Source organism: Caballeronia sp. GAFFF2 (genome assembly GCF_023631485.1).
In the GTDB taxonomy this organism is placed as follows: Bacteria; Pseudomonadota; Gammaproteobacteria; order Burkholderiales; family Burkholderiaceae; genus Caballeronia.
Genome location: NZ_JALQDA010000014.1, coordinates 336,848 through 350,163, shown reverse-complemented (window position 1 = coordinate 350,163; position 13,316 = coordinate 336,848). Strand labels below are relative to the sequence as shown.

The window sequence follows — 13,316 nt, the reverse complement described above, 5'->3', positions numbered from 1 at the left end:
CGAGCGACCCGATCAAGGTCATCACGGTGCGTGCAACGGGCTTCGATCCGGTGGCGGCAGAAGGCGGCAGTGCATCGGTCGAGAAGATCGAAGCGGCAGCCGACGCTGGCATCTCGTCATTCGTCAGCCGCGAAGTCACGAAGCTGGATCGGCCGGAACTGACTTCGGCTTCGATCATCGTGTCGGGTGGACGTGGTCTCGGCAGCGGCGAGAACTACACGAAGGTGCTCGAACCCTTGGCCGACAAGCTCGGCGCGGCAATGGGCGCATCGCGCGCGGCGGTCGATGCCGGTTACGTGCCGAACGACTATCAAGTGGGTCAGACGGGCAAGATCGTCGCGCCGCAGTTGTACGTGGCCGTTGGTATTTCGGGCGCCATTCAGCATCTGGCCGGGATGAAAGACAGCAAGGTCATCGTCGCCATCAACAAAGATCCGGAAGCGCCTATTTTCAGCGTCGCGGATTACGGCGTCGTCGGCGACCTCTTTTCGCTCGTGCCGGAACTGGTGAAGGAAATCGGCTGAGCACGCGTCGCTCGCCGACTTAGAACCGAAAGGGCGCGACGTTCGTTGCGCCCTTTTTGTATCGGATGAATGAGGAGACAAGAACGATGAGCTATCACGCCCCCGTCAAGGACATGCTGTTCGTCATCAAGGAACTGGCCGGTATCGACGGCATCGCCGCTTTGCCAGGCCACGAAGACGGCAGCTTCGATACCGCGCAAGCCGTCGTCGATGAAGCCGCGCGCTTTTGCGGCGAGGTCGTCGCGCCGCTCAACGTCGAAGGCGACCGCAATCCGAGCGCGTGGGCAAATGGCGAAGTCACGACCACGCCCGGTTTCAAGGAAGCGTTCCGTCAATTCGGCGAGGGCGGCTGGCAAGGCGTCGTGCATCCCGAGGAGTTCGGCGGACAGAACCTGCCGAAGCTCATCGCCACGCCGTGCATCGAGATGCTCAACTCCGCGAGCCTTTCGTTCGCGCTGTGTCCCTTGCTGACCGATGGCGCAATCGAAGCGCTGCTCACTGCAGGCGACGACGTGCAAAAGGCCCGCTATCTGCCGAAGTTCATTTCCGGAGAATGGACAGGCACGATGAACCTCACCGAGCCGCAAGCCGGCTCCGATCTCGCGCTGGTACGCACGCGCGCCGAGCCGCAGGGCGACGGTTCCTTCAAGCTGTTCGGCACGAAGATTTTCATCACCTACGGCGAGCACGACATGGCGAAGAACATCGTCCATCTCGTATTGGCGCGCACGCCTGACGCGCCCAAAGGCGTGAAGGGCATCTCGCTATTCATCGTGCCGAAGTTCCTCGTCAACGAGGACGGCTCGACCGGCGCGCGCAACGACGTGCATTGCGTGTCGATCGAGCACAAGCTCGGCATCAAGGCGAGTCCCACGGCCGTGCTGCAATTCGGCGATCACGGCGGCGCGGTCGGGCATTTGATCGGCGAAGAGAATCGCGGGCTCGAATACATGTTCATCATGATGAACGCCGCGCGTTTCGCCGTTGGCATGCAGGGCATCGCGGTTGCGGAGCGGGCGTATCAGCAGGCGGTCGCGTATGCGAAGGACCGTGTGCAAAGCCGTCCAGTCGATGGCTCATCGAAAGAGCCAGTGACCATCATTCATCATCCCGACGTGCGCCGCATGCTCTTCACCATGCGCGCTTATACCGAAGGCGCCCGCGCGCTGGCGTATGTCGCCGCGTCGCACAGCGATCTCGCGCATGGTCATCCCGATGAAAAAACGCGCAAGAGCCATCAGTCGATCTACGAATATCTCGTGCCGATCATCAAGGGATTCAGCACGGAGATGTCGGTGGATGTGGCGAGCCTCGGCGTGCAGGTGCATGGCGGCATGGGGTTCATCGAGGAAACGGGCGCCGCGCAGCATTATCGCGATGCACGCATTCTGCCGATTTACGAAGGCACGACCGCCATTCAGGCCAACGACCTGATCGGCCGCAAGACGGTGCGCGACGGCGGCGCGACGGCGCAGGCGTTGCTCGCGCAGATCGATCAGACCAAGGCTGCTCTTGCGGATACGGAGGGCCAGGCGTTCATGTCGATGCATCGGCACTTGAGCGCGGGGAGCTTGTCGCTCGCGCGCTCGGTCGAGTTTATCGTCGCAAAATTCAGAAGCGATCCGAACGCGGTGTTTGCGGGCAGCGTGCCGTATTTGCGACTAGCGGGAATCGTGCTGTGCGGTTGGCAGATGGCGCGCGCGATGCTCACCGCGCAAAAAAAGCGCGGCGAGGACGAGCGCTTTTATGCGGCGAAAATCGCGACGGCTCAGTTTTTCGCGGAACACATTCTGTCGCAGGCGCCGGGCATCGAGGCATCGATTGTCAGCGCGAATGGGAGCGAAGGCGTGCTCGCGTTGAGCGAGGATCAGTTTTGATGTGAGCGCCGAAGCTCATCGAACGCGAGCCGACGCCCGCGCATGAAAAAACCCCACGTCGTTCGCAACGTGGGGTTTTCTTCGTGCGTGATTGCCTTCTCAAGCATAAGCGGGACGCGTCTTCACACCGACTTCGCCCATATAACGATGCACCGACAAATCGTCCGCCCGAATCGCGGGTTGCTTGCCGGACATCAGGTCGGCGAGCAACTGGCCGGAACCGCACGACATCGTCCAGCCGAGCGTGCCGTGTCCGGTATTCAGATACAGATTCGGCACCGGCGTGCGGCCAACGATCGGCGTGCCGTCCGGCGTCATTGGGCGCAGGCCAGTCCAAAACTTGGCGCTGGCCGTATCGCCACCGCCGGGGAACAGGTCGTTCACGCACATTTCCAGCGTCTCGCGGCGCGCCTGCTTCAACGACTTGTCGTAGCCGACGATCTCCGCCATGCCGCCCACGCGAATGCGGTCGTCGAAACGCGTGATCGCGATCTTGTACGTCTCGTCGAGCACGGTCGAAACGGGCGCGCGGGTCGCATCGACAATGGGCGCGGTGAGCGAATAACCCTTGAGCGGATAAACCGGAATCTTGACGAGATCGCCAAGCAACTTCGGCGAATATGAACCGAGCGCGACGACGTAGGAGTCACCTGTCACGAGTTCCTTGCCGCATTGCACGCCGGCAATCCGGCCCTGGCTCATGGCAAGTGCGTCGATTGGCGTGTTGTAGCGGAACTTGACGCCCAACGCTTCGGCCATGGCGGCGAGGCGCGTGGTGAACATCTGGCAATCGCCGGTTTCGTCGTTCGGCAGGCGCAAGCCGCCCGTCAGTTTGTGCGATACCGCTGCGAGCGCCGGTTCTGCCTTCGCGAGTTCGGCCGACGAGAGCAATTCGAACGGAACGTTCGCGTCTTTCAACACCGCGATGTCTTTCGCCGCGCCGTCCAGTTGCGCCTGCGTGCGGAAGAGTTGCAGCGTGCCGCCGGTGCGGCCTTCGTAGTGAATGCCTGTATCCGCGCGCAAGGCTTGCAGGCAATCGCGGCTGTATTCGGCGAGGCGCACCATGCGGCCCTTGTTAACCGTGTAGCGATCTTGCGTGCAGTTACGCAGCATTTGCCACATCCATTGAAGCTGAGTCATCGTGCCATCGAGACGGATGGCAAGCGGCGCGTGCTTCTCGAACATCCATTTGACGGCCTTGAGCGGCACGCCCGGCGCGGCCCACGGCGACGCGTAGCCCGGCGAAATTTGCCCGGCGTTGGCGAAACTCGTTTCGAGCGCGGGGCCGGCTTCGCGGTCGATGACCGTGACTTCGTGACCCGCCCGCGCCAGATAATAAGCACTGGTCACGCCGACGACGCCGCTTCCGAGAATAACGATACGCATGAGTTCTCCATCAGGATTCGATGAAACTGCCCGTTTGCGCGCAAGAAGTGGAACTGAGCCGCGGACGGAAGTTTGTGTAGTGTTATCGCCTATACTATTGATGTCTATATAGTTTTAGTTAATGTATTCGGCGGATTTTCAGGAAAAACGCATGAGAACACAGCGAAATCCGGTGCGCGCGCTCGATAAGCTCGACCACAAGATCCTGAACATTCTTCAAGCGGATGGCCGCATCGCGATGAAGGACCTTGCGGAGCGCGTCGGGCTGTCCGTCACGCCTTGTATTGAAAGGGTGAAGCGCATGGAACGGGACGCCGTGATCACGGGCTATTACGCGCGTGTTAATCCGGCTCAACTCGGCGCGGCGCTGCTGGTGTTCGTTGAGATCACGCTGGATCACAAGAGCGGCAATATGTTCGAGCAGTTTCGCCGCGAGGTGCAGCGCATTCCGGAAGTGCTCGAATGCCACCTCGTTTCCGGCGATTTCGACTATCTGATCAAGGCGCGGATCGGTGAAATGGCCGACTACCGCAAGCTTCTTGGCGACATCCTTCTGCAACTGCCGGGCGCGGTGCAGTCGAAAAGTTATGTGGTAATGGAGGAAATCAAGGAAACGCTGACGATCCCGGTGGACGTGTGATTTTCTGCTTGCGATGACGTGTCGATACTGTATATTTGTACAGTACATTTTCTGCTGCGCTCATCGTAATGCCGACACCCGACCGTGAATTTCCTGTCGCGCCGCCCGCGCCGCTGAAAGGGCGCGGCGCGGTGACGAACATGCAGGGACGCTACGAGAAAGACGCGCGCGAACGCGTGGACGACGGCTGGCTACACGAAACGGACGGTGACGACGAGGGCGCGCCGCCGCTTCGCACACAGGTGTTCGAAGAACGCGCAAAGAGCATTCTGACGCACAACAATTCGCCCGACATACCGTTTAGCGTGTCGCTCAATCCGTATCGCGGGTGCGAACACGGCTGTATCTACTGCTTCGCGCGTCCGACGCATAGTTATCTTGGCCTGTCGCCGGGACTCGATTTCGAAAGCCGCATTTACGCCAAGGTCAACGCCGCCGAACTTCTCAGGCGCGAGATCGGAAAGCCGAAGTACGAGCCGGAATCCATTGCGCTCGGCGTGAATACGGACGCCTATCAGCCCGTCGAGCGCGATCTCAAGATCACGCGCAGCGTCATCCAGGTGCTGCACGATTGCGGTCATCCGTTCGCGGCGATCACGAAGTCGTCGCTGATCGAACGCGATATCGATTTGCTGGCGCCCATGGCGGAGCGCGGGCAGGTCATGGCGGCCATCACCGTGACTACGCTCGATGCAGACATCGCCCGCACGCTCGAACCACGCGCGGCCACCCCCGCGCGGCGTCTGCGCACGATCCGCACGCTCGCCGAGGCGGGCATTCCGGTGGGCGTGAGTATCGCGCCGGTTATTCCGTTCGTCACGGAGCCGGATCTGGAGCGGGTGCTCGAAGCGTGTGCGGAAGCGGGCGCGAAGACCGCCAGCTACATCGTGTTGCGCCTGCCATGGGAAGTGGCGCCGCTTTTCAAGGATTGGCTCGCGGCGCATTTTCCCGATCGTGCCGACCGCGTGATGAGCCGCGTACGCGACATGCGCGGCGGCAAGGACTACGACGCGGACTTTGCCAAACGCATGAAGGGCGAAGGATTATGGGCGGACATGCTGAAGCAGCGCTTTCAACAAGCAACCAAGCGGCTGGGATTGAACGCCCGGCAGCGCGGCATTCTCGACATGTCGGACTTCAAGCCGCCGGCGTTCGTCAAACCGGTGCCAGACAAAGGCCAGCTCGACTTGTTCTAACGCCTGCGATCGTCGTCTATCGCCTACTGCGACAGTGTCTTCGCAGCTTCCACCTGGCTTTCGAAATAAGTCTGGAACGTCAGCGCGAGGCCGGTCATCAGCAAGAACGCGCCGAACAGCAATGAAAAAATGACGATGAAGATGACCGTCCAGCCCGAATCGCTTTGCCGGTTGGTATGCGCGTTGAATTGCGCGTCCCACTTGGCGTCGGGTCGAAGACCGTAGACGATCGCGGAAAGAAACGCCGCCAGCAGCGATACGGCGCCGGGAAACGCCAGCACCCAGCCCAGAATCGAAGTCCGCTCCGTCGCCGCGAGCAACAGATAACCCACCGCGCCCAACACGATGCCGACGATATGCGCCCAGCCCCATTTGTCGCGCATTCCATACAGATAGAAACGGTGCAGTCCAATACTGCCAAAGAAAAACGCGAGCGCCGCCGTGAGCGTCTTCGAGCGGAAATACGGGCAATTCTGGTTGCCGGCCGGTTTCGGGCCGGTCTCGGTAGCGACGGACGAAGAAGTCATCAGCGAAAACGGTGGTATCGGTGGTGAAAATAGTGGCGCGCGCGCCGTCTTATCGCGGATTGCTCTGATTGCGCCAGGCGAGAATCCGACATCTTACGCTGCTCGCTTCGGCGGTCACACACTGGCACAATGCCGCACTGGCCGCTGCGGGGCTTTTGTCCTTGCGGCGCGCCGTTTGAAGCGTTCCAAACCCGAACTGCGCGCAATAATCACGTTAAGTGTTTGTTGGAGCGTCGGTTTCCGCTATAATCGCGTGTTCTGGTAGTTCCGAACCCCGGTTTTCAAGGATTTCAGCATGGTCATCATCCGCTTGGCTCGTGGCGGCTCGAAGAAGCGCCCGTTTTACAACATCGTCGCAACCGATTCGCGTAGCCGCCGTGACGGCCGCTTCATCGAGCGCGTTGGTTTCTACAACCCGGTCGCGACCAAGGGCGAATCGCTGCGTATCGCTCAAGATCGTCTGACCTACTGGCAAGGCGTTGGCGCGCAACTGTCGCCGACCGTCGAGCGTCTGGTCAAGCAAGCTCAGCAAGCTCAACCGGCTGCTTAAGTGCCGGTTAATTTGTCGACTGAAGTTCAGTCGTTCAAGGTATTCCGCTTCAAGGTCTGCTGATGCCCGCGCGTGATTCCGAATCCGGCAACGTCGCTGGCAATGTCAGTCGGCCGAAGCCGAAGCAAGAAGAAAATGCCAGCACGTTTGGCGCGTTCGTCCGGAAACCCGGCGCGCGTCGCGTGACGGCGGACGCTTCAGGCGAAGGCAAAGCGCATGAAGCATCGGCGGCGGTCGAGTCGGTAGATGGTCTCCCGGAAGACGCGGTGGAAATCGGTTTTATCGCCGATGCCTACGGTCTGAAGGGCTGGATCAAGATCGTTCCGCACGCCAACGGCAAGCTGGGCGGCGACGCGCTGCTTGGCGCGAAGAACTGGTGGCTCGTCAAAGGCCGCGAGTTCAAGTCCGCCCGTTGTGTTCAGTCTAAAGTGCATGCGGATACCATCGTCGCGCGCCTGTCGGGCTGTGACGATCGCGACGCCGCGTTGTTGCTGAAGGGTCACGCGGTCTACATCGCTCGCAGCGACTTCCCGAAGCTCGACGACAAAGACGAGTTCTACTGGGTCGATCTGATCGGCCTCGATGTCGAAAGCGAAGCGGGCGTGGCGCTTGGCCGTGTCGCCGACATGATCGACAACGGCGCGCATTCCATTCTGCGGATCGAGTATCCGAGTACCGACAAGGATGGCAAGCCCGTCACCGAAGAGCGGCTCATTCCGTTCGTCGGTGTGTATGTGAAGACGGTGGATCGGGCGGCGAAACGCATCATCGTCGACTGGGACGCCGACTATTAACCCGGTGCTCGTCATCGGCAAGTTACGGAGAGAGCGATGCAGTTCGATGTCGTAACGCTCTTTCCCGAAATGTTCCGCGCGCTGACCGACTGGGGCATTACCAGCCGGGCAGTGAAGCAGGAGCGGTTCGGTTTGCGTACGTGGAATCCGCGCGACTTCACCACGGACAATTACCGCACCGTCGACGATCGCCCGTACGGCGGCGGCCCCGGCATGGTCATGCTGGCACGTCCGCTAGAAGACGCGATCGCGGCCGCGAAAACCGCGCAGCGCGAGCAAGGCATCGCGACGACGCGCGTCGTGATGATGTCGCCGCAAGGCGCCAAGCTCGATCACGAACGCGTGATGCGCATGGCCGCCGAGCCGGGCCTCGTACTGTTGTGCGGTCGTTACGAAGCAATCGACCAGCGTCTGATCGATCGTGAAGTAGACGAAGAAATAAGCCTCGGCGACTTCGTGCTGTCAGGCGGCGAATTGCCCGCCATGGCGTTGATGGACGCCGTCGTGCGCCAGTTGCCCGGCGTGCTGAACGACGCGCAATCGGCGGTGCAAGACAGTTTTGTCGACGTACTTCTGGATTGTCCGCATTACACGCGTCCGGAAGAATACGAAGGCGCGCGCGTTCCCGATGTGCTGCTCGGCGGCCATCACAAGGAAATCGACGCCTGGCGCAGGCGCGAAGCATTACGCAACACATTCACGAAGCGGCCCGATCTGATTCACCGGGCGCGCAAAAGCAAGATGTTGAGCCGTGCCGACGAGGCATGGCTCGCAGATCTCGCGAAGACGGCGTTGAAGTCCGAATAGACTTCGAGCCGACGAGCGAGACAAATGGGGGCGCTGAATTCAACCTCGGCGCCAGAAGTGAACCCATCCTCTACCGGGGCCTTATCAACGAAATCGCGCAAGCGAAATCTAGGCACACAACTCCGGCAAGATGGCACAAGGAGTCAGTAATGAATCTGATTGAGCAACTCGAGAAGGAAGAGATCGCGCGCGTTCTGGGCGAGAAATCGATCCCCGACTTCGGTCCGGGCGACACGGTCATCGTCAACGTGAACGTCGTCGAAGGTACGCGCAAGCGCGTGCAGGCTTACGAAGGCGTCGTGATCGCCAAGCGTAATCGTGGCCTGAACTCGAACTTCATCGTCCGCAAGATTTCCTCGGGCGAAGGCGTTGAGCGTACGTTCCAGACCTACTCGCCGCTGCTGGCGAGCATCGTCGTGAAGCGTCGCGGCGACGTCCGTCGTGCGAAGCTGTACTACCTGCGCGAGCGCTCGGGCAAGTCGGCACGTATCAAGGAAAAGCTGTTTACGAAGGACCGTACCGCCGCAGCCGCTGCAGAGTAAAGACTCAGCGTCCAGGCGCCGTACTGAAAAAGCACCCTCGCGGGTGCTTTTTTCTTTGGTGTGTTCAAATTGAATCTTCGACATCCTGGCTTTCGACCCGTGTCCACCGGCAAGACTTCGACTCCCCGCATTCTCGAACCTGAACGAATGCCCGTCCTCTCGACGGGCGCCGCGCTTCCCGCCATACCACCCGCGCGCCTTACGCCCGAAGGACTGCGAGCGCGTTTCGCACAGACGCTCGAATGGACGCAGGAAGCGCCCGAACAGCGCATCAAGGCCATCGGCGGCGATCCGCGCGTGGCTTCTGTTCTCGTGCCGCTCGTCGTGCGTGAAGGCGGTCTGACCGTGCTCCTGACTCAGCGGGCCGATCATCTTTCCGACCACGCGGGACAAATCAGCTTTCCCGGCGGCCGTCAAGAACCCGAAGACGCCGATGCCGCCGCCACCGCGCTACGCGAAGCACGCGAGGAAGTCGGCTTGGGCGCGGAGCATTGCGAAGTGGTCGGCGCGCTGCCAGACTATCTGACGGGCACCGGATTTCGCGTGACGCCTGTCGTTGCCTTGGTCTATCCGCCGTTCGCGCTCAAAGCCGATACGAGCGAAGTTGCCGATATCTTCGAAGTGCCGCTCGCGTTTCTGATGGACTCGGCAAACCACGAAGTGCGCGTTTTCCAATGGGAAGGTGGCGAGCGTCGTTTTTTTGCCATGCCTTACAAACCCGATGAAAAGACGGCTCCGTATTTCATCTGGGGTGCAACGGCTGGCATGTTGCGCAATTTCTACCGCTTCCTCGCCGCCTGACGCGTCAACGTGCGACGTTACGCGACCTTGCGATTGGTCAGCGCGTCTGAACGCATCGAACGCTGTGCTATCGTTACGCGAAACTCGAACTACTCCGACCGTTTCGGCGCACCGCATGACTTTTTTCTCTGTATTGCTGGCTCTTATCCTCGAGCAGGTGCGTGCGTTATCGCCGCACAATCCGATCTCGGCGTTGCTTCAGTATCATGCGGAAAGCACCGCCCATGGCTTCGACGCGGGCAAGGAAAAGCACGGCATCGTCGCGTGGCTGGTGGTGGTATTGCCGTGGACGCTCGTGGTCGGGCTCATCTATTACGTGCTGTATCGGATCAACTTCGTTCTGGCGTTTTTCTGGAACGTGGTGATCGTGTACTTCACGCTCGGCTTTCGTCAGTTCAGCCACTATTTCACCGATATCCATCTCGCGCTCAATAACGACGACGTGCCGCGCGCCCGCGAGGTGCTCACGGAGTGGACCGGTCTCGATACCGTCGACATGCCGGTAAGCGAGATCGTGCGCCACACGCTCGTACATGCGGTGATCGCGTCGCATCGGCATGTGTTCGGCGTGTTCTTCTGGTTTCTGATTCCCATCGGGCCGGCTGGCGCGGTGTTTTATCGGATCGCCGAGTATCTGGCGCGTGCGTGGACGGAGCCGAATCCCGAGCGGACCGCAGCGTTCTCATCGTTCGCGCAGCGTGCGTTTTTCGTGATCGACTGGATTCCTACGCGGCTCACCGCGCTCGGCTTCGCAATCGTCGGCAATTTCGAGGATGCGATCTACGCGTGGCGCAATCACGCGCGTCAGTGGCCGGACCCGAACGAAGGCGTGTTGCTCGCGGCCGGCAGCGGCGCGTTGGGCGCGCGTCTCGCAGGACCGCTCGCCGAACCGCTGAGCGTCGAGGCGCTCGCCGTGGGCGATGCAAGCCCGCTGCCCGTCGGCGACGACTGCACGCCACGCACGCTCCAATCGGCGGTTGGCTTGGTGTGGCGCGCGGTGATCTTGTGGATGTTGATCCTGCTCATGCTGACCATTGCCGTCTGGCTGGCATAGCAAGGCGTCAATCGTCCAGCGGATCGCGGTCCGTCTGGCACTGCCAGCACACGGTGAACTGCGCTTCGAGCCATTCGCCGCACTGACGGCATCGCCAGGGCCGGGCATTCGCTTCCGGTCCGCGCTTCGCACGCTCCAGAAGGCGAGTGGCCAGCGCTTCGTCGCGTTCATCGACGATCCAGATTTCCGGCGCGCATTGATCCGCCGGAATGTCACCCAGCGCGCCGTTCAAATACCGATTGTGTAGCTCGCAAGGCACGCCTGCGGTCGCGAGCACGTTCATCCAGTGTTGCGCCGTGATGAGGTTCGGTGCGCGCGTGAGCCGTTTCATCGAACGATCTGGCTTGCTTCGTGGACGAGTTGCGCATAAAGCGCATGCCGCGCCGGCCGAATTTTGCCGGCTTCGACCGCTTCGAGAACAGCGCAGCCCGGCTCCTGCAGATGATGGCAGTTGTAGAAGCGGCAATGCCCTAGATACGGCCGGAAGTCAGCGAAGGCGCGTTCCAGTTGACCTTCGGACAAGTGATGCAGGCCGAACTCCTGAAAGCCGGGCGAATCGATGAGCGAGCCGCCGCCTGGCAATTCGTACAGACGCGTGAAGGTGGTGGTATGCCGGCCGCTATTGAGCGCCGACGAAATCTCGCGCGTGGCGGCGTCGGCGTCGGGGATGAGCAGATTCACGAGCGTCGATTTGCCCATGCCCGACTGGCCGAGCAAGATCGTCGAGCGATCTTTCAGGCGCTCATCCAGTTGCGGATGCACTTCGCCGGGCGCCATCTTCGCGGACAGTTCGATCACCGTGTAGCCCAGCGCGCGATAGGGCGCAAGTCGCTCGCGCGCCAGGGGCAACGCGCTTTCCACGTCGATCTTGTTGAGCACGATGAGCGCTTCGAGCCCGTGCGCCTCGGCGGCGATCAGCGCGCGCCCGAGCAGGTCTTCGCTGAAATGCGGCTCGGTGGCGAGCACGATCAGCAGTTGATCGAGGTTCGCCGCGAAGAGCTTCGACTTGAACTGATCGGACCGGTAAAGCAGGTTGCGCCGCTCGCCGATTTCGACGATCACGCCCTGATCCGCCGAAGACTGCTCGTAGATCACGCGATCGCCGACGGCGACTTCGCTCTTTTTGCCGCGCGGGAAGCATTGCAGCTTCGCGCCGCCGTCGTGCGGCGCGACGAGATAGTGCCGGCCATGCGCGGCGATCACGGTGCCTTCCAGTCGGGCCTCCGCGGAAGCCGCGCCGCCCTGACGCGCGCCGCGGCCCGATGACACGCCACGCGCCGTCATGCGGTGTGTTGCATCAAGCGGTCGATGCGCTGCGAAGCGGGCGGATGCGAGTAATAAAACGCGGTGTAGAGCGGATCGGGCGTGAGCGTGGACGCGTTGTCTTCGTACAGTTTGACGAGCGCGTTGACGAGATCCTTCGGATCGGTCTGGCTGGCCGCGAAGGCATCGGCTTCGAATTCGTGTTTGCGCGAGCTCAGGCTGCCGAGCGGCGTGATGAAGAACATGAACACCGGCAGCACGAGCATGAACAGGACGAGCGCAAGTCCGTTGTTGCCGCCGACGAGCGACGGATGCACGCCGAGGCCTTCGTAGAACCACACGGTCTGCACGAGCCAACCGAGGAGCGCGAGCATGGCGAGGCTGATGGCGAACATCACGACCAACAGCTTGAGCACGTGACGGCGCTTGAAGTGGCCGAGTTCGTGCGCGAGCACGGCTTCGATCTCGCTGCCGGAAAGGCGCGCAAGCAGGGTATCGAAGAAGACGATGCGCTTCGCCGCGCCGAAGCCCGTGAAATACGCGTTGCCGTGCGCGGAACGGCGGCTGCCGTCCATGACGAACAAGCCCTTTGCCGCAAAGCCGGTGCGCGACATCAGATTCTCGATACGAGCCCGCAGCGCTTCATCCTTGAGCGGCTCGAACTTGTTGAAAAGCGGCGCGATGAAAGTGGGATAGATGATCATCGCGAGCAACTGGAACGCAACCCAGACGATCCACGTGTAGAGCCACCAGTAGCTGCCGGCGCGATCCATCATCCAGAGCACGAGCAGCAGAAGCGGCGCACCGATGATCGCGCCCAGCACCGTGCCCTTCACGAGATCGAGAAAAAACAGTTTCTTCGACATACGATTGAAGCCGAACTTTTCCTCGATCACGAAATGGCGGATATAGTCGAACGGGAGGTCGATGAGACTCGTAATTGCGATGACCGCCGCGACCAGCGCGATCTGTCCGAGATAGCCGCGCCCGAGCCACTCCGTAATGGCGATATCGAGTGCCTGCAAGCCACCGAGCAAGGTCAGCGCGACCAGCACGATGGCGCTGGTGACGACTTCGATCATCGTGAGGCGCGTGCGCTCGACGGTGTAGTCCGCCGCGCGCTGGTGCGCCGTCAACGGGATCGTGCCGGTGAACTGCGGCGGCACGCCGTTGCGATGCGCCGCGACGTAGCGAATCTGGCGCGAGGCCAGCCAGAGCTTCGTTGAAACCATCGCAACGAGGGCGACGACGAAGATCGTCGAAAAAGCGAGTGTGAGGTTGGCCATGCAGGGCTTCCGATTGAACTATGCGAGAATTATAGGTTCTAGGCCGTGCTCGCGTTGCCACAACGCGTG

At 61.2% G+C, this 13,316-nt stretch carries 15 protein-coding genes; 10 read left to right on the top strand and 5 right to left on the bottom strand.

What is annotated here, in order from left to right; translation table 11 throughout:
• Together NCT04_RS10675 and NCT04_RS10670 are read left to right on the top strand one after the other, a co-directional pair.
• Window positions 1–524: electron transfer flavoprotein subunit alpha/FixB family protein (locus NCT04_RS10675; RefSeq protein WP_250465299.1), on the top strand; the 524-nt coding region annotated here is incomplete at its 5' end.
• An 86-nt stretch (window positions 525–610) separates the two neighbouring features.
• On the top strand, window positions 611–2,401 hold the full coding sequence (locus NCT04_RS10670) for an acyl-CoA dehydrogenase (protein ID WP_250465298.1): 1,791 nt from the start codon (window positions 611–613) through the stop codon (window positions 2,399–2,401).
• A gap of 99 nt (window positions 2,402–2,500) precedes the next feature.
• On the opposite strand, the gene NCT04_RS10665 is transcribed toward NCT04_RS10670, so the two are convergent.
• A complete protein-coding gene (locus tag NCT04_RS10665) occupies window positions 2,501–3,787 on the bottom strand; it encodes a D-amino acid dehydrogenase (RefSeq protein ID WP_250465297.1) in 1,287 nt (428 codons plus the stop codon).
• A 151-nt stretch (window positions 3,788–3,938) separates the two neighbouring features.
• Between NCT04_RS10665 and NCT04_RS10660 the strand changes: the two genes are divergently transcribed.
• Window positions 3,939–4,427 (top strand): Lrp/AsnC ligand binding domain-containing protein, encoded by a 489-nt coding sequence (locus NCT04_RS10660; RefSeq protein WP_250465296.1) that lies wholly within the window; start codon window positions 3,939–3,941, stop codon window positions 4,425–4,427.
• 68 nt (window positions 4,428–4,495) lie between these two features.
• Window positions 4,496–5,623: a PA0069 family radical SAM protein gene (locus NCT04_RS10655; RefSeq protein WP_244825890.1), complete on the top strand. Its 1,128-nt coding sequence runs from the start codon at window positions 4,496–4,498 to the stop codon at window positions 5,621–5,623.
• Between the two features lie 23 nt (window positions 5,624–5,646).
• Here NCT04_RS10655 and NCT04_RS10650 read toward each other — a convergent pair whose 3' ends face one another.
• Complete coding sequence (locus NCT04_RS10650; RefSeq protein ID WP_244825889.1) at window positions 5,647–6,150, bottom strand: NINE protein; 504 nt, start codon at window positions 6,148–6,150, stop codon at window positions 5,647–5,649.
• A gap of 295 nt (window positions 6,151–6,445) precedes the next feature.
• Here NCT04_RS10650 and rpsP point away from each other — a divergent pair, with 295 nt between their 5' ends.
• The 6 genes from rpsP (at window position 6,446) to NCT04_RS10620 (ending at window position 10,698) form a co-directional block, all read left to right on the top strand.
• Window positions 6,446–6,700 carry a 30S ribosomal protein S16 gene (gene rpsP, locus NCT04_RS10645; protein WP_008342343.1) on the top strand — a complete coding sequence of 85 codons (255 nt, stop codon included), beginning with the start codon at window positions 6,446–6,448 and terminating at the stop codon, window positions 6,698–6,700.
• Window positions 6,701–6,762: 62 nt separating this feature from the next.
• Entirely contained in the window at window positions 6,763–7,494 is a 732-nt protein-coding gene (rimM, locus tag NCT04_RS10640) for a ribosome maturation factor RimM (RefSeq protein WP_250465295.1), read from the top strand.
• 36 nt (window positions 7,495–7,530) lie between these two features.
• Window positions 7,531–8,301 (top strand): tRNA (guanosine(37)-N1)-methyltransferase TrmD, encoded by a 771-nt coding sequence (gene trmD, locus NCT04_RS10635; protein ID WP_250465294.1) that lies wholly within the window; start codon window positions 7,531–7,533, stop codon window positions 8,299–8,301.
• Between the two features lie 149 nt (window positions 8,302–8,450).
• Complete coding sequence (gene rplS / locus NCT04_RS10630) at window positions 8,451–8,843, top strand: 50S ribosomal protein L19 (RefSeq protein ID WP_250465293.1); 393 nt, start codon at window positions 8,451–8,453, stop codon at window positions 8,841–8,843.
• Window positions 8,844–8,990: 147 nt separating this feature from the next.
• Complete coding sequence (locus NCT04_RS10625) at window positions 8,991–9,644, top strand: CoA pyrophosphatase (protein WP_244825884.1); 654 nt, start codon at window positions 8,991–8,993, stop codon at window positions 9,642–9,644.
• Window positions 9,645–9,759: 115 nt separating this feature from the next.
• The gene (locus NCT04_RS10620) at window positions 9,760–10,698 is read left to right on the top strand and encodes a CobD/CbiB family protein (protein WP_244825882.1); all 939 of its coding nucleotides are present in this window, start codon (window positions 9,760–9,762) and stop codon (window positions 10,696–10,698) included.
• Window positions 10,699–10,705: 7 nt separating this feature from the next.
• Here the strand turns inward: NCT04_RS10620 and NCT04_RS10615 are convergent, their stop codons facing one another.
• Genes NCT04_RS10615 through NCT04_RS10605 form a run of 3 tightly spaced genes read right to left on the bottom strand, consistent with a single transcriptional unit; the run spans window position 10,706 to window position 13,247 of the window.
• The gene (locus tag NCT04_RS10615) at window positions 10,706–11,029 is read right to left on the bottom strand and encodes a putative signal transducing protein (RefSeq protein ID WP_244825881.1); all 324 of its coding nucleotides are present in this window, start codon (window positions 11,027–11,029) and stop codon (window positions 10,706–10,708) included.
• Window positions 11,026–11,982 carry a ribosome small subunit-dependent GTPase A gene (gene rsgA, locus NCT04_RS10610; protein ID WP_250465292.1) on the bottom strand — a complete coding sequence of 319 codons (957 nt, stop codon included), beginning with the start codon at window positions 11,980–11,982 and terminating at the stop codon, window positions 11,026–11,028. The genes NCT04_RS10615 and rsgA overlap by 4 nt, the downstream gene beginning before the upstream one ends.
• Window positions 11,979–13,247, bottom strand: coding sequence for a M48 family metallopeptidase (locus NCT04_RS10605; protein WP_250465291.1), 1,269 nt, complete (start codon window positions 13,245–13,247; stop codon window positions 11,979–11,981). Before NCT04_RS10605 ends, rsgA begins: the two co-directional genes overlap by 4 nt.
• Between the last annotated feature and the right edge of the window lie 69 nt (window positions 13,248–13,316).